Source organism: Microcoleus sp. AT8-B5 (assembly GCF_036705565.1).
Classification (GTDB): domain Bacteria; phylum Cyanobacteriota; class Cyanobacteriia; order Cyanobacteriales; family Microcoleaceae; genus Microcoleus.
Genome location: NZ_JAUBUY010000007.1, coordinates 59,701 through 79,589, shown reverse-complemented (window position 1 = coordinate 79,589; position 19,889 = coordinate 59,701). Strand labels below are relative to the sequence as shown.

General features: G+C 46.8%; 12 protein-coding genes. 3 read left to right on the top strand and 9 right to left on the bottom strand.

Going from position 1 to position 19,889, the window contains the following annotated elements; all coding sequences use genetic code 11:
* Positions 1-99: 99 nt before the first annotated feature.
* Positions 100-1,716: a HAMP domain-containing sensor histidine kinase gene (locus tag QUB39_RS07230; RefSeq protein WP_333208309.1), complete on the bottom strand. Its 1,617-nt coding sequence runs from the start codon at positions 1,714-1,716 to the stop codon at positions 100-102.
* Positions 1,717-2,122: 406 nt separating this feature from the next.
* Between QUB39_RS07230 and QUB39_RS07225 the strand changes: the two genes are divergently transcribed.
* Positions 2,123-3,529, top strand: coding sequence for a TldD/PmbA family protein (locus QUB39_RS07225; RefSeq protein WP_333053209.1), 1,407 nt, complete (start codon positions 2,123-2,125; stop codon positions 3,527-3,529).
* Between the two features lie 309 nt (positions 3,530-3,838).
* On the opposite strand, the gene patX is transcribed toward QUB39_RS07225, so the two are convergent.
* Positions 3,839-4,042 (bottom strand): heterocyst-inhibiting protein PatX, encoded by a 204-nt coding sequence (gene patX, locus QUB39_RS07220; protein ID WP_333208308.1) that lies wholly within the window; start codon positions 4,040-4,042, stop codon positions 3,839-3,841.
* A gap of 970 nt (positions 4,043-5,012) precedes the next feature.
* A complete protein-coding gene (coaE, locus tag QUB39_RS07215) occupies positions 5,013-5,744 on the bottom strand; it encodes a dephospho-CoA kinase (protein WP_333208307.1) in 732 nt (243 codons plus the stop codon).
* A gap of 206 nt (positions 5,745-5,950) precedes the next feature.
* Here coaE and QUB39_RS07210 point away from each other — a divergent pair, with 206 nt between their 5' ends.
* Positions 5,951-11,098, top strand: a complete 5,148-nt coding sequence (locus tag QUB39_RS07210) for a CHAT domain-containing protein (protein ID WP_333208306.1) — start codon at positions 5,951-5,953, stop codon at positions 11,096-11,098.
* A gap of 100 nt (positions 11,099-11,198) precedes the next feature.
* On the opposite strand, the gene QUB39_RS07205 is transcribed toward QUB39_RS07210, so the two are convergent.
* From QUB39_RS07205 to cobA, 6 genes are all read right to left on the bottom strand, one after another.
* Positions 11,199-11,831 carry a restriction endonuclease subunit R gene (locus QUB39_RS07205; protein ID WP_333262261.1) on the bottom strand — a complete coding sequence of 211 codons (633 nt, stop codon included), beginning with the start codon at positions 11,829-11,831 and terminating at the stop codon, positions 11,199-11,201.
* 200 nt (positions 11,832-12,031) lie between these two features.
* A complete protein-coding gene (locus tag QUB39_RS07200) occupies positions 12,032-12,610 on the bottom strand; it encodes a Uma2 family endonuclease (RefSeq protein WP_333053204.1) in 579 nt (192 codons plus the stop codon).
* A gap of 87 nt (positions 12,611-12,697) precedes the next feature.
* Positions 12,698-13,888, bottom strand: coding sequence for a tetratricopeptide repeat-containing serine protease family protein (locus QUB39_RS07195; protein WP_333053203.1), 1,191 nt, complete (start codon positions 13,886-13,888; stop codon positions 12,698-12,700).
* 230 nt (positions 13,889-14,118) lie between these two features.
* Positions 14,119-14,511 carry a type II toxin-antitoxin system death-on-curing family toxin gene (locus tag QUB39_RS07190; RefSeq protein WP_333053202.1) on the bottom strand — a complete coding sequence of 131 codons (393 nt, stop codon included), beginning with the start codon at positions 14,509-14,511 and terminating at the stop codon, positions 14,119-14,121.
* Positions 14,498-14,689 (bottom strand): DUF2281 domain-containing protein, encoded by a 192-nt coding sequence (locus QUB39_RS07185; RefSeq protein ID WP_333053201.1) that lies wholly within the window; start codon positions 14,687-14,689, stop codon positions 14,498-14,500. Before QUB39_RS07185 ends, QUB39_RS07190 begins: the two co-directional genes overlap by 14 nt.
* A gap of 32 nt (positions 14,690-14,721) precedes the next feature.
* A complete protein-coding gene (cobA, locus tag QUB39_RS07180; RefSeq protein ID WP_333262253.1) occupies positions 14,722-16,308 on the bottom strand; it encodes a uroporphyrinogen-III C-methyltransferase in 1,587 nt (528 codons plus the stop codon).
* A 189-nt stretch (positions 16,309-16,497) separates the two neighbouring features.
* Between cobA and QUB39_RS07175 the strand changes: the two genes are divergently transcribed.
* Positions 16,498-19,716, top strand: coding sequence for a glycosyltransferase (locus QUB39_RS07175; protein WP_333485042.1), 3,219 nt, complete (start codon positions 16,498-16,500; stop codon positions 19,714-19,716).
* The last annotated feature ends 173 nt before the right edge of the window (positions 19,717-19,889 follow it).

The window sequence follows — 19,889 nt, the reverse complement described above, 5'->3', positions numbered from 1 at the left end:
TAAACAACTCAAACTCATTGACTGTTGTATTTCTGCACTGGGAGAAGGAACTGAGTTTGTCATTGAGATTTTAATTGACTAATGACTAATGACTAATAACTATTGCAGCGGCAAAAATACCGTCATCACCTCACCCTTTTGAGGGCGCTGGCGAATTACCAACTTCCCGCCAGCAGCCCGAAATAAATTCTTAGTCACGCTCAAATTTAAACTCAAACTTCCCGTCTCCGGCTGCACCATCAACAAAGGCCCGATCGATCGCAAAGGAGCATTCGCCGCTTCTGCAAAAGTCGATGCGCCATTACCTTCAGGTAAATGTTCCGATTCCAACTGCAACTTGACCCGATCGCCAGCTAATGTCACCTCCACCTGAATGCGACTCCCCGATGGCAAAGTTCGAGTAAAATTCTCAATTAAATTAGTTAAAACCTGATCCAGCATCGTCGGATCGCTGACTACCGCAGGCAACTTTTTCGGCACAATAACTTCCAAAGTGTGGTTTCGCACAGCAGCCTGTTTTTGCCAGCGCGGAATGCTATGAAGCAGCACTTCACCGAGGGACATTGCTGTTAGCTGGACGCAGGAATTTTTGGCTTGCGACATTTCCAATTCCACGGCGCGGAAAATTAAACCGAAGCGATCGATCTGAGCGGTACACTCAGCATCAATCATTTCCAAACGCTTGACTACCACCGGATCGAGTTTGGGACGTTTCAGCAGCAATCGGGTCAGCGTGCGAATGGTAGCCAAAGGTGTGCGGACTTCGTGGGCGATCGCCTGTAGCAATTCCACCTCTTTAGTAGCCAGAGGAATTGAAGATTTGCAGTTGATATCTGCAGCAGATAACTTGTGATGTCTATGGTTCAAACCCTCATCAATTCTTTCATCCTTGATCCTGCCTGCTTCATCTTTCCCAATTGGCAAATTATGCAACAGCAAGCGGCTGAACTGCATCACAGTTTGATACTTTGGCTCCACAGGCAAAAACTGCTGGAACAGCGCGTCTAATTTAGTAGAATTATTAGTTAATTTGCTAACTGGTAAATTGAAGCTACCGTCAGAATTGGCAAGCAAACATTCGCTTTCAGTCACCCTGCGCCGCAAAACTTCCCAAGCTTTGGCGACTACTTGCGGATCGAAAGAAAATAGAAAAGCCGGAATTCCCGCAGAATTTTCACCCAAAACCATCACCAGGCTAAAACTAGCAGTTAAAACCAAACAAAACTGCTCGTTGGCTAAGGGATCGCCACTTGCCAAAGCCAAAGCCGGGGCCGCCGCAGGCACTGATATTTGCACCTGGGCCGCCGGCAGTAAAGCTAAAGTTTGTCTGGCCCGAAAAGACCACAAAGCCGCATCGTTGTCGGGAATACTGGTAAAAATGCAATTGGCAAAGCCGTCGGCCAAAGCGGGGTCAGTCAAAACCGAAGACGGGCCGGACAACACCAATCCCTGACAGGAATTGGAGATTGTCGATCGACCATTTGCTCGATCGGCATCTGTTTTTTGTCCTGCTTTTTGCCGGTCGAGCATTTGATTCAAAGCTGCGATCGCCCCATACCATTCCTGTTCAGCTTTCAGCCGAGAAGCCCCACGGCTTGCAGGACACCGATGGCGGTTGTTTCCTCCCGCCAACTTAGCATCAAAGAGACTCAGGTCATTTTCTTGGCCTTCGGAGGCTAAAATTTCGCTTATTGTCGGTAAAAAGTAAGTATTCATAGTAGTTATAAACCCACCTTCGGAGGCATGAAGGGTGAAGTATTTATGTATAGGAAAGTTCAGGAGTTAGGAGTCAGTCGATTTTAGATTTTAGATTTTAGATTTTAGATTTACCCCACAGATGCAATCTGGGAGATTGAACTTTGGTCTAAAATTTTTATCTTTCCACGACAGGAGTACGTGGCACGGTATCCGTTTTTGGGCTGGGTCAAGCACCAGCACGATCGAAAAATCCCGCATAATTTCTTGCGCCTTCCTCCTAACTCACAGGATATCCACATTTGTCAACTAAGGATATTGGCAGAACCGTACCAATAAGTCGCAATCTCCGCGCTTGCGGCGGTATTTTGTACGATCGCCCTGACAACAGTGCAAAATGAAGTAAGTTAAACACCGTGCTTTCCTTATGCCCACCTCGATCGCCGACTCGAAAAATCTGCTGTCAGACTTAATGGCACGCTACCGCCACCAAGTCGATTATCTGGCAATTCGACTGGAAGAAGCCGAAGGCACCGACATCCTGCTGCGAGGCGAAAAAATTGAAACCCTCAGCGAAGGAGTCTCAATTGGCGGCCAAGTCAGAGCTTGCCACAAAGGTGGTTGGGGCTTTGCCAGTTTTAACAGACTTTCCACCCTCGCCGAAAGAATCGAAGAAGCCATCGCCGCGGCCAAACTGATCGGCGAAGAAGAAACGATCCTGGCGCCAGTTACGCCAGTACAAGACATTTGCTTGCTGCCGCTGACAGGAACAGACCCCCGTCTGGTTCCCCTAATTGACAAAAAGCAATTGTGCGATCGTTACGCGGCCATCCTCCGCAGCATTGACCCGCGCATCGCCACAATCTCCGTGCGCTACGGCGACAGCACCCAGCGGATCATCCTCGCCACCTCCGAAGGCACCATGCTCGAACAAGGTTGGGCAGACATGGAAATGCGCTTTGCCGCCACAGCCCGCAGCGGGGAAACCGTACAAACCGGCCGCGAAACCACCGGTTCCCGCAAAGCTTACGAAGACTTAACGGATCTCGATATTCAAGTTCGCAGCGCCGCCCAGAGAGCCGTAGATTCCCTAGCCTTACCCCCCGTCCAAGGCAACACCTACACCGTCGTCATCGACCCGATTTTGACCGGATTGTTTGTCCATGAAGCCTTCGGACACCTTTCCGAAGCCGACATGGCCTACGAAAATCCCGACATTTTGGAAATTATGACCCTCGGCCGCCAGTTCGGCCCAGAAAACTTGCAAATTTTCGACGGTGCATCGCCAGAGGGACACCGGGGCAGCTATTTCTACGACGACGAAGGCACTCCCGCGACTACTACTCAGTTAATTAAAGACGGCGCTTTAGTCGGGCGACTGCACTCGCGGGAAACGGCGGGCAAGTTGGGAGAAACGCCTACTGGCAATGCTCGCTGTTTGAATTATCATTATCCGCCGATCGTTCGCATGACGAATACTTGGATCGAACGGGGTGACACGCCAGTTGCTGACTTATTTTCTGGTATCAAAGAAGGAGTTTATGCGCGCAATTGGCAAGGCGGCATGACTAACGGCGAAATGTTTACTTTCAGTGCCGGCGAAGCTTGGATGATCCGCGACGGAAAATTAGACAATCCGGTGCGGGATGTTACTCTTTCGGGTAATGTTTTCAGCACTTTAGCCGATATTGAGGCGATCGGCGACGATTTCTACTGGGATGAATCCGGGGGCTGCGGCAAGGCAGGGCAAAGCGGTTTGCCCGTGGGCTGCGGCGGCCCGAGTTTGCGGATTCGCGATGTCGTTGTTGGTGGCGAAGCTGCGGAAGAAGATTAAATCTGCAAAAGTTTAAAAAAAAAGGTAAAGCGTAAGATTCCTACTCGCGCTTTACCTTTCTTTTTTTTTGAGTGCAACATTTCCCGCCCGTTGGTGGTGTCTGATATCTTGAGGACGCTTGGCCAAAAAATCGGAATAGCGAACAATTATGCCTTGACTCGTCAAATACTGCTGAAAAATCGGTTTTTTGCTACGCAGTACGTAAGTCCGCAATTAATGGCTCGAAATATTCAATTTTTCTCTTCTTATCCCAATTTTCTTTTCTCCCATTCTCCCCCTAATTCCCTGCAATTATCGCTTTTTTCGGCTTTATCTCCCGCTTCCTCGTTGTGGCGGCTTATTATCTGGCTCCTTATCGTAAAAGGTCTGAGAGTCGGCTATGGCGGTTAAAATTTCGGGAGCAGAGTTGTCTTGAGCAAAAAAGGTCGATCGAGTTTCTAAGCTTTGAGCATTAACTGCGCCAGCACTCAGTAACAGGCTTGACATCAGGATGGAAGAGTAAACGCGCATCATAAATTTTGGTGGGTGTATTTTCCCTTCTTGATACGCAGTCTGTACTCTGCTATCAGGATAAAAAAAATAATTGTGGTGAAATCATCAATTAGTAAGTGACGGCACCTGCAATTTTTTTGAATTTTGGTTAAAAGCGGATTAAATCCCTCATCTAGCTCGCTTTTTCGCTGGTAATTTCTAGTTCTCTGCTAGTTGCGGGCAACCAGCAGAATTCAAGACCATGTTCACAAAAAAAATGCTACTCTTCTATGCCCGTGTTCCCAGCCCTGGTAGTTATAAATCATTCCCCAATCTAAAATCTAAAATCTAAAATCTAAAATGGTATCGCCTCTGGAATCCTCTGGAAACAGTCTTCCAAGAAAGAAACAAAAAGCGCCAATTGTAAAGTTTTACTACTTTTATGATTAACTTGATAATTTATTGAGTTGAAGTGGCAACCGGGGATTACAGACACAACAAGAGAGTACCCAGGCGCGCCATCAGGACGTTATACTAATTCTCAAAACTCATGCAACAGTAGCGCTCCGGGTGCGTCGCCACCTGCCAATCCTAAAAAAGAGCGACAATCTCCAAGCGACGAACCTTACCTGAAGCGTGAGCGTAAACAAACCAAAAACTCATAATTGTTGCAAGAGTTGGGAGAATTGGTATTACATATAAATATCTTGGTGAATGAGATTCCTTAAAGGAGGCAATGCCTAATTTTCACATTAACTTCATAAATGGTTGCTCTTGTATTTTTAAATAAATTGTGCATCTTTGATTTTTTCGGATCTTTTCTGATCTGGCTTTGTGACAAGAGCGGTGACGCGCCATTCTCAAGGAGGAGTCGAAAGCGGTTGAGGGAAAAAAGCCCCTTCGCAAAATCGTGGATTCAATCTCAAATCTCACCTCTAAAATGGACTAACTGGCGCGCAGGGATTAAAAAAACATGGTTTTAAAACCGCTATCGCGGAGTCAATCTCACATCTCAAATCTCACAGCGACTGACTTGCACATCTACCTGCTGGAATAGCGAGTCGAGGGTTGACGAGTTGTCCAAAACAACATCAGCTTGTTGACACTTTTGAGCTAGCGGCAACTGGGCGTTAATGCGGGCATTAGCTCGATCGTAACTTAAGCCATCTCGCTGCATTAGTCGTTCTAACTGCACTTCGGGTGAACAGTACACTACCCAAATTTCGGTACACAAGTCAGTCATGTTAGCTTCAAACAGCAGCGGCACTACCAAAACCAAAGTCAACGTGTCAGCCTTGGCACAGAAACCGGATTTTTTTTCCACAATACTTCGTTCTAGCTTTTGGTGAAACAAGCCGGTTTCTTGAGTCTTTGTACCTAAATCCTGTGTGTCTTGGGATACCAAACTCGATGCAGCAATGTAGCTTTGAGTTTCCTCAACTAATCGGCGGCGCACGTAAGGGTGAATCTGTTGTTCCAACCACTGCCGCTCGTCTGCGTTACAAAAAATAATACTTCCCAACTCTGGCCGATTTAAATTGCCGTCCGGGAGCAAAATACCCGCGCCGTATCGTTTTACAATAGAGTCAAGTATTGGCGAACCGGGGTTCACAGCTTCGCGGGCAAAAATATCGGCATCTAAAATCGGAAATCCACAGGCATCGGCCAGATAATTAGATATAGCGGTTTTACCGGTGGCGATGCCCCCAGTTAAACCGATCAGACGGACAATTCGATCGCTCATAATTTTCAGGCGTTTAAACGGAACTGTGTTTCGACACTTACTGTCAGTCTTTGCTATGTTGGTGACACAATCAAATTTAGACTTAAATTTTAAGATTTGCGATCGAGAGTTCGCGTTAGGAAGTGTCAGCATTGGGTGCGATCGACTCTTTTTTACCTAAAATCTCAATTTTAAACTCGAATTAAGGTCTAGACCGAGGCAAACTTATGAATGCTCAACGTGCTGTGCGGTCGATTTTGGCAGCAATTCCCATTGCTGGATTTTTGATATTAGATTTTTTCCCCAACCTGGTTTTCCTCAAAGAAAACAGCAACGGATGGGTACTCGTGGCAATTTATCCCCAATCTCAAATTGCTGCGGCACAATCTATTACTCCAGCCCCAGACGGCACCGGAACCAATGTCACCGCCCCACGTACAGCGTCGCCTCCTCGCTACGACATTCAGGGCGGCACTACCTCCAGAGACGGAGCAAATTTGTTCCACAGTTTTACTCGGTTCAATCTGAATTCGGGCGAAACTGCCAATTTCATCTCCAACCCAAGCGTTAAAAATATCCTCGGCCGTGTTGTCGGGGGCGATGCTTCCTTAATTAATGGTCTAATTCAAGTTAGTGGCGGCAATTCTAATTTGTTGCTGATGAATCCCGCAGGCATTATCTTCGGAACAAATGCCCGACTCGACGTGTCCGGGTCTTTTTTGGCTACCACCGCTAGCGGTATCGGTTTTGACGACGGTTGGTTCAACGGTACTGGGGCGAACGACTTCGCGGCCCTCGTCGGAACGCCCAATGCTTTTGCTTTTGGCCCACAGCCGGGGAGTATTGTCAATGCCGGTAACTTGGCTGTCGGCACCGGGCAAAATTTGACTTTGCTGGGCGGTACGGTCATCAGTACAGGACAACTTTCAGCCCCAGGCGGTCAAATTACTGTGGCGGCTGTTCCGGGCGAAAATCTGGTGCGGTTGAGTCAAAACGGACTTTTGCTGAGTTTAGAAGTTTCTCCGGCAGCAGCAGTGTCGGGTTCGGAAGCTGTTCCCTTCTCTGGGCTGAGTTTACCTCGGCTGCTCTCTGGCCCCGGCGTGGCTCACGCTACGGGTATAACTACGAACGCTCAAGGTGAAGTGGTGCTCACAGGCGGCCAAACAGTGCCTGCAGGGGCTGGAAATGCTCTGGTAGGGGGTGCTGCAGACGTGTCTGCCAGGGGGGGCGTCGGAGGAAGCGTCAACGTGTTGGGTGACAAGGTAGGGCTATTGGGAGCGAAGATTGAGGCTTCGGGCCCGGACGGTGGCGGAACGGTGCGGATCGGGGGAGATTACCGAGGCGAGGGAACTGTGCCGACTGCCGGGATGACTTACGTGGATGGCAAAAGTTCGATCGCAGCCAACGCAACTGAATCAGGCAACGGCGGCAGAGTTGTTGTCTGGGCTGACAACACAACAGCATTTTTGGGCAGCATCAGCGCCAATGGCGTTTCTGCAACGGGAACCGCAGGTGTTGGGGGGTTTGTGGAAGTTTCGGGTAAGCAAAGATTGATTTTTAACGGTACTGTTGATACCTCTGGGACAAACGGTTTGGGGACTTTGCTGTTAGATCCTGAAAATATTTTCATTACAGATTCCCCAGAAGCTGCGGGCGATGCGGAAATAATTGCTAACAATAATATTTTGGCAACAGGAACGCTACCAGGACAGGAAAACAATTCTGAGCCTTCGCTGACAATTTCGGCTAGAGCTTTGGAAAGTATGTCGGCGACTGCAAATGTGGTTCTCGAAGCGCTCAATGATATTACAATTGCTGATTTGGCGGACAATCAGTTGAGCTTTCAAGCAACTACTGGTTCGGTAACATTTAGAGCAGATGCGGATGGCAATGGTGCGGGTGCTTTTTCGATGAATGCGGCCGATACAATTAGCACGGCTGGCGGTGCTATAACCATTTCGGGAAGTCAAATTACAGCGGGCAATTTGTCAAGTAACGGCGGAAATATTAGTTTGATTAGTCCGGGTTCGACTGTTGCCAACAAGATTTCTTCATCCAATCCCAGCACTGGCAGCAGCGGAAATATTTTGCTCGAAGGCCTGAATGTAACGGCGCAAAAACTTGATGCCAGCGGCCCGGAAGCGACGGGAAATGTCACTGTGACGGCTCGAAATGTTCTGGGAGTGAGCTCGATCGCAGGGGGTTCGGGAAACATTACTTTGACTGGTAATGAAATTAATTTTAAAGGTGACAAAAATTCAGTCAGCGGTACTGGCTTTTTGGTACTGCAACCTTGGAGTCCTGGTCAAAATATTGCGATCGGCGGTTCTGGAGATGTCGGTACTAATATTTATTTGAATCTGACCGCAAACGACCTCGGAAGTTTGGAAAATGGGTTTGCTGGAATTACGATCGGGCGCAGCAACGGTATCGGTTCAATTCTGATTGCTAACGATTTCACATTTTACGATCCGCTAATTATTCAATCGCCAGCGGGTTTGGGGACAATCACTACTACAAGTTCCCTGACAGGGGCAGACAAGGCCTCAATTACTCTCAAAGCTGACGGCAATATCAGAACCGGAAATATCACTACCAACAATCAGGAAATTCGCATCGTCAGCACCGCAGGCAATGTCACAACCGGTCAGCTACTTACTGGAACTGCCCGCACCATCAACACTTCTGTCAATCCTCCCGAAGATATAGGCAATTCGGCGGGAGATGTGAGTGTTACTGCACAGGGTACGGTGACTGCTGGGGCGATCGACACGAGGGGCGATCGCGCGGGGAATGTGACGCTAACGGGGCGCAATGGAGTCACTGCAGGGGCGATCGAAGCTGGCGGCTCGCAAACACCGGGAAATATTACTTTAACTGGCAACGAAATTGACTTGACGGGTGACAAAAATTCGATCGCCAGCAACGGCAATCTGGTGCTGCAACCTGCCGATCCCAGTCAAAATATTATAATTCAAGGTTCTGGCGATACAGAAGCTCTGAACTTGACTGCTGCTGAATTGAACACTTTTCGGAATGGGTTTGCTTCGATGACGATCGGGCGCGCTGACGGTAGCGGTGCGATCTCGATTGGTTCTCCAACGCCAAATTCAACGCCAAATTCCACGCCAGTGGCGGTGACATTTCAAGATCCGATGACGATTCGCTCGCCGTTGGATACCGGCGCGATCGTGGGAACGGGTGCGATCGTCGGTACTGATAACGCCACGATCTCTCTGATGGGCGGTACTGTAGCCGTCGGAGACGTTACCTCGATTGCGGGGATTAATATCACTAGCACCCAAGGCAATTTGACTGCTGGTACGGTTTCATCTCGCTCAACTTCCGGGGTGGCGGGCCCTATCAATATTCGCAGCGCCGGTGCGGTAGAAACCGGCAATATCGATGCTTTTGGTGCCAGAAGCGGGGGAGATATTTCGATTGCTGCGCCGGGCCGGATCGTTACAGGGGTGATTAACTCGAGTTCGCAATCGGGAAGTGCCGGTTCGAGCCAAATTACTGGCCAGAAAGATGTTGAAGTTGTTTCGATCAAAGCTCGCGGCAATACCGGCGGCGATGTGGCGATCGAGGCTGGGGGAGCATTTCGGCCACCGGGAACAGGAACGGCTGCTGAACCCGCCCAGGTCAGCATTTCTACAGAAGGGCTGGCTCAATCGGGTTCACAGACGCTGCTGCAAAGCTCTTGCCCGTCGGGAACCTGCACGGCGGCGACTGTTGGGACTGGAAACTCGAAGTCGAATACTGCCACTTCCTCAACTGCGATCGGGCCGCTGGCGATCGTGCCGACTCCGGCACCAACTACCACTGTGGAACTGCAAACTACAGAGAATTCTCAACAAATTGTGACTCAGGTGAGTCTCGGCCCCCCAGTGTCTGCGCCAAAGCTCAGTAACGCAAATGTCTCGCCAGAACCTGCTGTTGCGTCTGTTGAGGCGCAGTCTAACCAGACTGCTGCCGGCCCGGTAGTGCGATCGCCGTCGGTGTTAAAAGACAATTTGCCCGCGCCTGCGGTGACAGAAAACGCCAGCGTGGCAAAAACTCCACAGAAGCCGGGGAGTGCGGTAACGTCAGAAGGTATCGGGAATGTGAGGGTTCCTGAGATTTCTCGATCGAACTCGATCGCGCAAATAAATCCGATCGACGCAGTGCAGCAAAGGGATAGAACTCAGGGGCGGGACTTTGAACGTTACTTTGGGGGCACTGTGACTGAAAAGTCAGTCACACAGCAAAGTATTCGAGATACTCTCAGCAGTGTCAATCAATTGACTGGGGTTAAACCCGCCATCCTTTACGTATGGGCAAAAGACAAACATTTAGAACTTGTGTTGTTGTTGCCAGACGGCAAAAATGTTTTTAAAAGTGTGCCGGCAAGCCGCGAGACAGTGCTCAAAGTTGCTAAAGAATTTACTAATGCTATCAGAAGTCCCAGGAGATTGAATGCTGTTGATTACAAGCAACCTGCCGAGGAACTTTACCAGTGGTTAATTGCACCGCTGCAACCGGAATTGGAGGCTAACAAGATTGACACTTTGGTGTTTTCGATGGATGCCGGTTTGCGAACTTTGCCTTTAGCTGCTCTTTACGACGGCAAGCAGTTTTTGGTAGAAAAGTACAGTTTGGGGCTGATTCCGAGTTTGAGTTTAACTGATACTCGCTATGCCGATGTTAAGGGTTCTGAAGTTTTAGCGATGGGTGCGTCGAATTTTCCCGCCAAATACGATCAAAATCCTTTGCCTGCGGTGCCGTTGGAAATATCGACAATTGTGGGCAAGATTTGGCCTGGTTCGTCTTTTCTTAATGAAGCTTTTACTTTGGCAAATTTGAAGCAGAAGCGCAATCAATCGCAATACAAAATTATTCATTTAGCTACTCACGGCGATTTTCAGCCTGGGGGGGCCCAAAATTCTTACATTCAGTTTTGGGATACTAAGTTGCGGTTGAATCAGTTGGATCAGTTGAAGTTATCTAACCCGCAGGTGGAGTTATTGGTTTTGAGTGCGTGTACTACGGCGGTGGGAGACGAACAAGCTGAGTTGGGGTTTGCGGGGTTGGCGGTGCACGCGGGGGTAAAATCGGCTTTGGCGAGTTTGTGGTATGTCAGCGATGTCGGTACTTTGGGGCTGATGACTGAGTTTTACCAGCAGTTGCGTACAGCGCCGATTAAGGCTGAGGCTTTGCGGCAAGCGCAGTTGGCGATGTTGCGGGGTGAAGTGCGGTTGCAAGATGGTTATTTGGTACGATCGGGCAACAATCAAGCTCTGCCTTTGCCGTCGGAGTTGGCCGCCAGGGGCGATCGAAATTTGTCGCATCCTTATTATTGGGCCGCTTTTACAATGATCGGTTCGCCGTGGTAATTCTGAAGATAGAAGGAAGAAGGAAGAAGGAAGAAGGAAGAGGGAAGAAGGAAGATTAATGCCTAATTCCCTGCGCGGGCCAATTCCCAATTGCCAATAACTACTGACTAATCACTAATTGAGTCAGCCGTTTGAGGATGCGGAGCACGTCATAAAGTTCGTTGCCGGGGTTCCGGGTGAGATACCCCTTAGATGTGCTATATCGAGGTGATTCTCCGTTAACTAATTTGACAAAGATGAAACTGCCGCCTGTAGCAATCATGCCGTAACTAGGTTTGTCCGGGTTGGGATTTGCCAGCATATAAGCTAAAATTTGCGCCAATCCCGCTTCGATCGAAAACGAAACGAGTTTCGATTCTATTACCATCAGCCACAACTGCTCTTTTAAAACTAAAGTGTCGATGCTGCCTTTGATGATAACCCCTTCATCTTCTTCGGAAAATTCGACGGATTTTTCTGGTTTAATGTAGAAAGGATGCAGATAAAACTCGCCTGCAAATAACAGCGGAGAGACAATTGACAAACTAATGGTTTTTTCCAGCATCGGCGGATACTCTAACAAGTTGAAGTAACCCGCTTTCATCTGATCTAGCTGTCGTTTTTGAAAGTCGGTAATTTCTGGTAACTCATCTTGCCATTCTCGGAAAAATTGGTCGTCTGTGACAAGTTGAAGGTCAAAAACTGTTTTTAATTCTTCTAATGTGACATTTTTAGCTTGAATTGTTTGAACCATAATTCGAGCCAGTTAATTTTATGAGTAATTACAATTTTATCAATTTCCAGCTAATATTATGTCCCCTCGAAAGATTATAACAAAATTGGTTTGTAATGAGGACTGAGAGTCCTAATCCAAATCGCTCGGACTGGCATTCCTCCCTAAGAAATGGTAAAGGTTATTTTACAGAAGATGATATAAGTCAAAATTAAATTCTGCTAATTCCAAATTTTTTGCAAATTGAGAACAAATCCCGGCAAAACATTTTCCCCAGAAAGAATGAGAGGAGATTGTAAAACTTCCACATCTTGACCGGGGCGATAAATTTCAACTTCCCGTTTTTTGCGGTTAATTAGCCAACCCAAACGGCAGCCATTTTCCATATATTCTTGCATTTTTTCCTGACTTTTTTTCAAACTGTCGCTGGGCGAGACTAATTCAATGACAAAATCGGGACAAAGCGGGATGAATTTTTCTCTTTGTTCGGGCGTCAAAGCTGACCAGCGGGATTTTTCTACCCAGGAGACATCAGGAGATCGATCGGCTTTGTTGGGCAGAGTAAATCCTGTGGAGGAATCAAACACTTCGCCGAGTTCGGTTTGTTCGTTCCACACATCCAATTGTGTAGTCAATTTGACATTGCGTTTCCCTGTTTCTCCTCCGGTTGGCGGCATGGCGATTAATTCTCCGTTGGCGTTGCGTTCGAGTTTCAAGTCAGGGTTTTCTTCGCACAGTTGATAAAACTGTTCTGAAGTTAGTTTAATCAGGGAGTTGAGGTTTAAGGTGATAGCAGTCATGGTTATTTACCTGCTGTTTGTATGAACGTGATTAAGAATTAAAAATGAATAATCCCATTTTTAATTCTTAATTCTTAACTTGTAAGTCTACTGCAATTGCTTGATTCTGTTGAGCGCGTCTTGATAGGCGCTGGTTCTGCCGCCTTGCTTGTAAAGTTCTGCTGCTTTTTGGAAGTCGGCAATTGCTTTCGGTTGGTCTTTGTTGTCCAGGTAAGCTAAAGCTCGGTTGTAGTAAGCGTCGGCAAAACCGGGATTGGCTTCGATCGCCAGGGTGTATGCTTGAATAGCATTGGAACCGCGTGTGGGTTCGAGTTGGGCTAAGCCGGCGGTGATGAAAGTGCGGGCATTACCGATATTAAAATACAATTCAGGGGTATATTTGGGCTTGAAAGCGAGTGCTCTGTTGAAATCCGCGATCGCCTCCCAAGCATCTCCTTGATCTAACAGCGAAAGTCCTCGAAAATAATAGGCTTGGGCGTCTTGGGGATTGGCGGTGGATACCGGGCCGATCGTTGCGGGAGTATTGTCTACTTTCAACTCGGATTTGTTTATTCCCGCCGCCACTAGCTTGGCGATAAATGTATTGATGGGAACTGCTGCGTTAAATCCGGTTTTAATTGGGGCGACTTCGCCGGAACTGGTTTGAGCAAAACCGAATTCCCCTTGTCCGTGTAAACCGATGACTCGGCCTTCGGAGTCAAAAACTGGGCCGCCACTCATGCCACTCCAAGTTACGGCCTGATACCGCAAAGTGTAACCTTCCGGGCGGTTGCTGGGGCGGCTGGTAACGAGTCCGGGAGAGAGTTCGGGTTCTCGTTCAGCGCCGAAAAGTCCGCCGGTAGCGGGATAGCCGTAAACGAAGATTTGAGTGCCGATGACGGCTTGATCGGAATCTGCGATCGTCGCGACTGGATATTCTTCGGGGCTTTCAAATTTGACTACGGCTAAATCCGGGTCAGTTTCGGCGGTTTGCAAACGGGTGACGGAGGTTGCTTGATAGTTTTTGCCTTTAGACGTGCGAACGGTGTATTTCACGTCTGCTTTTTCTACGACGTGGTTGACTGTTAAAACTGTGTAAGTTTTGCCTGTTTTGGCAATAATTACCCCAGAACCGTCTCCGAGAGCACTGTTAATTTGTACTGTCAGCGGCCCGGCAATGCTGGCGACTTCTTGGGGGGTTTTGGCGATCGCGGGCTGACTGATGACTATGGTTAAGGCTGCGGTAGTTCCTGCTAGCAGGGTGGTTAAGGTGTCGTAACGAGAAAAATTTATATTCATGGCTATTGCTAATTAGTAGCTGGGTAGCGGGATTTGGTGGAGGAAGGGCGATCGGCGGTTGGTGCTATTTTCTGTTTAGTTTTATTACTGGCTTGACGCAAGGGATCTCGGCTTTGTTCTTTAGTGATAACTTTACTCGCTTTTTTGTTCCGCGATTCGCTATTTCACTGTAGGGCGCTTATCGGCGCATCTTACTTAATCTCAATGTAGCGCACTGCCAAACTTACTTATTAAACCTCAACAATACATGACTCCAACTCGGTGGTTAGTTCTTCCTTAGTCATCGTTCCCCGCGCGACTCGCATGACTAAATCATATACTTCATCGTCGGTCAAATTCAAAGCGCCACCATTCAAACGCAAAAAGGTATCTGTCACTGCAAAAGCCGATCGTTTATTGCCGTCAATAAAGGGATGATTCATCGCTATGTGATAGAGATAGGCGGCAGCTTGTTCGCTAATCGTTGAATGCAAAAATTGACCGCCAAAAGTTGCTTGCGGTTGAGCCAAAGCCGACTCTAACAAACCTTCATCTCTAACGCCGGGAGTGCCGCCAAACCTCTCTATCTGTCTGGCGTGGATACTTAAAACCATACTTTTGCTGACAAAATTAGGAGTTGGCAAGGCGACGGTAAACCTCCTTTCTTTCGTGTTCGGAATTTAGATATGCCTGCCATGCTTTGGCTTCTAGTTTTTGTTGTTCTTCTTCAGTCTTTAAGGAACGGACAAATTCAAGCACTTTCAGCAGCACGGGTTCTGGTACTTGGTCTAGTTCTTGAAGAAGTTGGTCTTTTGCGGTCATGTTTCTTTCCTCCTAATGATCGTACAACTATTTTACAACCTCGCTTGTGCCCATTGGACGATCGCCTCAGTCAATCCGTCTAAGGTATATTCTTTGGCTTCCACATCTAACTTACCCAATAAATTCTGACAGCTTTTGGAAGTTTCCGGCCCGATGGATGCGATGCAAACGTTTTCCAACCAATCCTTAGACAGGGATAATTCTGGGCTTTTTTCGAGGAGATTGCAAAAGTTATGCACGGTTTTGGAACTGGCAAAGGTTATGATATTTACGGCTTGGTTTTGGAGTGCGGATAGGGCGATCGGATCGATAGTTTCGGGACAGCAAGATTGGTAAGCTGGCACTTCTATTACTTGCGCTCCTTTGGCGGTGAATTCTTTAACTAAAACTTCTCTGCCGCCGCTTTCTACTCTCGGAAATAGGATTTTGCAGTTTGTAGGGGCGGTGCCCCCGTGCCCGCCCTGCCAGGGGAAGTTCTCGACTAGGGAATCGGCGACAAAGTTGGGGGGAATAAAGTCGGGTTGTAGAGAGTGCGATCGCAAACTTTCTGCTGTTTTTTTCCCGACAACTGCGATTTTAATACCAAACAAGCTGCGGGCGTCTTTGCCTTTTGCTTGTAATCTTTGAAAAAAGCAGTCTACAGCGTTGTGGGAAGTGAGAATTAACCAGTGAAAGCTTGACAATTGTGCGATCGCACTGTCTAATGGTTCCCAAGTGGACGGGGGCCCAATTACCAAGGCGGGCATTTCGATCGCGCGGGCTCCTTGTTGCTGGAGTCGATCGCTAAATTCAGCAGACTGAGAAACCGATCGCGTGACTAAAATGGTTTTTCCTGCTAGCGGCAATTGGCTGTTATTAATGGTGACTGGTGTATCGATCATATTTGTGCTTTCTGGCTGGATTAAATATTCGCGCAATCTAACTACTTCCCCAATTACGATTACGCAAGGCGACAGAGATTGACCTGCTGTTTGCTGTACAATGTTGAAGAGAGTGCCTAGCCAAATTTGCTGTTCGGGGCGGCCGCAATTTCGGATAATGGCGATCGGAGTTTCGGGCGATCGTCCGTGCTTTTGCAATTGCCAAATTATCTCGCTTAAATTGCGCCCTCCCATCAATATTACCAAAGTTTCTATCTGCACTAATGCTTCCCATTCCAAAGCATCCGGTTCGTGGGCGCTCATCACTGCAAAACAGCGACTCATTACCGGATCTGTGAGGGGAATTCCTGCTAGTAAAGGTGCGGCTAAGGCGGAGGATATTCCGGGTATTACTTCAAAGTCGCAGCCCGCTGTAATTAATGCTTGAATTTCCGAACTAGAACGACCAAAAATAAACGGATCGCCACTTTTTAAGCGGATCACTTGTTTTCCAAGTTGGCAATGTTCTACCAGCAAACGGTTAATTTCTTCCTGCTGGGTGGAAGGTTTGCCTCCGCGTTTCCCGACTTCGATTTTCCGACAAGTTACTGGGATTAATTCGAGTTGCGGGATGTCGATGAGGGCATCGTAGATTAAGACTTCGGCCTGGGATAGCAGTTTGTGCGATCGCACTGTCATCAAGTTACAATCTCCGGGCCCCGCACCGACTAGATAAACTTTCCCTTTATGGTTTTTCACAATTCCTCCTCGATCGTCTCGATAGTATAGTTTTATGAATATTGCGGTGCTGCGGCGCACCCTACCCTACTCTATAATTTAATCAGACTTTTCAAGCAGCCTGTAGGGGCGGGTTCACCCCTTCCCCTCAACGGTGCAAACAGGTTAAATAAACCCGCCCCACCCAACGAGATGCACCCGTTACTATTTATGCAGATTATCATCATCACGGCCGCCGATGCAAATTACTTTGAATTGGTGCAAGGTACTATTTTATCGGTGCGGGAAAAACCAGAGGGTGAAAATGTGGCGATCGGCTTTTTCGATCTCGGCTGCACTCCCGAACAGTTGCAGTGGCTAGAAAGGCAAGTAACTTTTATTAAAAAACCGGACTGGGATTTTGATTTTCCCGGTAGAAATGAATCTCCAGAACATTTAAAAGGACTATTAGTTAGACCTTGTTTGCGAAAATACTTTCCCAATTTTGATATATACCTTTGGATAGATGCAGATGCTTGGGTTCAAGACTGGAGAGCAATTAATTTGTTGGTTGAAGGAGCATCGCGCCGGGGGCTGGCAATTGTTCCCGAAGTTCACAGGGCAAGCTTGCAGCAGTACGGGCAACTTCCTCAGTTTTGGCCGTGGGTTTATCAACAATATGAAGCTAACTTTGGTGAAGAAATTGCTAATAAATTCTACACTTATCCGATATTAAATGCCGGAGTTTTCGCACTCCGACAAGATGCTTTGCACTGGGAAATCTGGGCAGAAAAAATCAATCAAGGATTGCAAAGATCCGGCTGTGTCATGACAGATCAATTTGCCCTCAACCTCGCTGTTTACAGTGGCGAATTGTTCAATCTCACTGAAATGCTCCCAGCTTGGTGCAATTGGATATTCAACGGTTTTCCGGTTTGGGACAAGCAGCGAGGCTGTTTTGTGGAGCCGTACTTGCCGCAGGAGGCGATCGGCATTTTGCATTTAGCTGGCCGCCAGCAGTTTGACCGAGTACAATTGATGGCAACTGACGGCGATATACTGGAAATTAGCGTCCGTTACCAACCTAAAAAACAGGAAGCAGTCCAAATATTTCAAAAACCCAAAATGACTTACCAACAACCGGAAATTAGCAAAAATAATTTATTACATCCAGGGGATTATGTCTCGCCAGGGTTCCAAATAATTATACCTGACTCCTATTTCCCCAATATGATTATTGCCGATCCAAATACGAGTAACTGGCCTTATTTGCGCCGGGAAGTTCCGCATAATTGGTATGCAGACAAGCGCTATCCATTTATCGGGTTTTTGAATCGCGACGAAGCACATATTCTTTACAATACTGCTTTGCAATTCAAGGGTAAAAAAGCATTAGAAATAGGTTGCTGGCTGGGTTGGTCTGCTTGTCACATAGCCCTCGCAGGAGTTGAGTTAGATGTCGTCGATCCGCTGTTAGAAAGAGAAGATATCAGACAAAGTGTAATCGATTCAATTCAAAGTGCTCTAAATGCGTCGGGCGTTCAAACATCAGTCGAGCTAATACCGGGCTATAGCCCCCAACGAGTAGAAGAATATTCCGCTCAATTCAACCGCAAATGGTCGTTAATTTTTATTGACGGAGAACACGGAGGTGATGGGCCGTTAAATGATGCCATTGCGTGTGAAAAATTGGCGGAGGAAGATGCAATAATTTTATTTCACGATTTAACCGCTCCCGATGTTGCTCAAGGTTTAGATTACTTGAAGCAAAGGGGATGGCAAACGGTAGTATATCAAACAATGCAAATTATGGGTGCTGCTTGGCGGGGCAATGTCGAGCCAGTAAAACATCAACCAGACCCCAAGATTTCCTGGCAGTTGCCAGCACATTTGCACGGCTACAATATTAGCAGTTTAGAGACAATTAATTCTCCAACAGGCAGCCAAACCCATCAAAACCAACAGTCATCTTATACAAGAGATTTTTACCAATTAATCGGAGAAGGAACTCGCACTTCTGCTAGAGAAATTATTCCCCTGCTGTTAGACTTGCTGCAACCGATTTTACCTAAAAGTGTAGTGGATGTGGGCTGCGGTACGGGAAGCTGGTTAGCTGCGTTTCAGAAGTTGGGAATTGCTGATTGTTTGGGAATAGATGGCGATTATGTCGATCGCACTATTTTACAAATTCCTTTAAATCAGTTTCAATCCGCCGATTTAAAGCAACCGCTGCAAATAAACAGAAAGTTTGACTTAGCAATTTCTCTGGAAGTTGCCGAACATTTGCCCGCTACCTGTGCCGAAAACTTTGTTAATTCTCTCACTCAACTAGCACCAGTGATTCTGTTTTCGGCTGCGATACCATTTCAAGGAGGCGTCGAACACGTTAACGAACAGTGGCCAGAATATTGGGTTTATTACTTTCAGAAAAAGGGCTATGCAGTCATTGATTGCTTGAGAAAAAAAATATGGAACAATGACAAAGTAGAGCCTTGGTACGCTCAGAATATCTTGATTTTTGTTAAACAAGAATACTTGCCGGGATATCCGAGGTTAGTAAATGAGTATCAAAATACCGAGCTGAATCAATTAGCGATCGTCCATCCCAAGATTTATTTTTACAGCTTGCAAGCTGCTAGAAATTCGGCACAGAATTTACAATCAGAAAGTGTCAAACAAGTTTCAGCATCGCCACAATTGGCAGATCGACCTTTAATATCTGTGATTATTCCCTGTTACAATCAAGCTCATTTTTTGTCGCAAGCAGTAACTAGCGTTATCAATCAAACTTACAAAAATTGGGAAATAATCATTGTTAATGATGGCAGCTTAGATACTACTAGCACAGCCGCCAAAAATTTGATAGCAACAAATCCCCAGCATCAAATTAGGCTAATAGAACAAGCTAATCAAGGGATATCAAGGGCTAGAAATACTGGCATATCGGCAGCAAACGGCGAATACATAATTCCCTTAGATGCCGATGATATTTTAGATCCCAATGCCTTGATTTGTCTTTTAGAAATATGTCTAAAATCCAAAGTACCTTGCATAGCATTTGGTTCTTATCAACTTTTTGGCGGCAATGAAAATCACACAATACCCAGTTATGATTTATATTCACCCAAAAATATCAAACAATCTAATATGATTTGCACGTCTTCATTGTATCACAAATCAGTTTGGAATTTGGTCAACGGTTACAAAGCAGAGATGAAAGAAGGTTATGAGGATTGGGAATTTTGGGTTAATTGTCACAAACATAGCATTCCTTTTTTTGGAACGAGAGAAATAGTTCTTAATTATCGTCAGGTTCATGGTTCTAGAAATGAAAAAGCTCAACAATATCATCACAAATTAGTAGCACAAATTGTTTGTTACAACCGGGAACTTTACGATATGGAAAGCGTGAATAATGCTGAAAAGCTATTGGAACTAATCGCAAGTTAATCTTGATATCATGTCCGGTGGATTACCCTGATTCCTGTAGGGGCGGGTTCACCAATAATATTTGCCAAAAACGGACAATCTCACAAACCCGCCCCGGCAATTGTATTATGGGCGATCGATCGGACATGATATGATTCTTTATTATTGAGTCCACAAAAACAAACTTTGTTTGT

Excerpts from the sequence above, each read along its gene's own strand:
- QUB39_RS07195 (WP_333053203.1), bottom strand. The coding sequence starts at position 13,888 with ATGAATATAAATTTTTCTCGTTACGACACCTTAACCACCCTGCTAGCA.
- QUB39_RS07205 (WP_333262261.1), bottom strand. The coding sequence starts at position 11,831 with ATGGTTCAAACAATTCAAGCTAAAAATGTCACATTAGAAGAATTAAAA.
- QUB39_RS07225 (WP_333053209.1), top strand. The coding sequence starts at position 2,123 with ATGCCCACCTCGATCGCCGACTCGAAAAATCTGCTGTCAGACTTAATG.
- coaE (WP_333208307.1), bottom strand. The coding sequence starts at position 5,744 with ATGAGCGATCGAATTGTCCGTCTGATCGGTTTAACTGGGGGCATCGCC.
- patX (WP_333208308.1), bottom strand. The coding sequence starts at position 4,042 with ATGATGCGCGTTTACTCTTCCATCCTGATGTCAAGCCTGTTACTGAGT.
- QUB39_RS07175 (WP_333485042.1), top strand. The coding sequence starts at position 16,498 with ATGCAGATTATCATCATCACGGCCGCCGATGCAAATTACTTTGAATTG.
- QUB39_RS07230 (WP_333208309.1), bottom strand. The coding sequence starts at position 1,716 with ATGAATACTTACTTTTTACCGACAATAAGCGAAATTTTAGCCTCCGAA.
- QUB39_RS07200 (WP_333053204.1), bottom strand. The coding sequence starts at position 12,610 with ATGACTGCTATCACCTTAAACCTCAACTCCCTGATTAAACTAACTTCA.
- QUB39_RS07185 (WP_333053201.1), bottom strand. The coding sequence starts at position 14,689 with ATGACCGCAAAAGACCAACTTCTTCAAGAACTAGACCAAGTACCAGAA.
- QUB39_RS07210 (WP_333208306.1), top strand. The coding sequence starts at position 5,951 with ATGAATGCTCAACGTGCTGTGCGGTCGATTTTGGCAGCAATTCCCATT.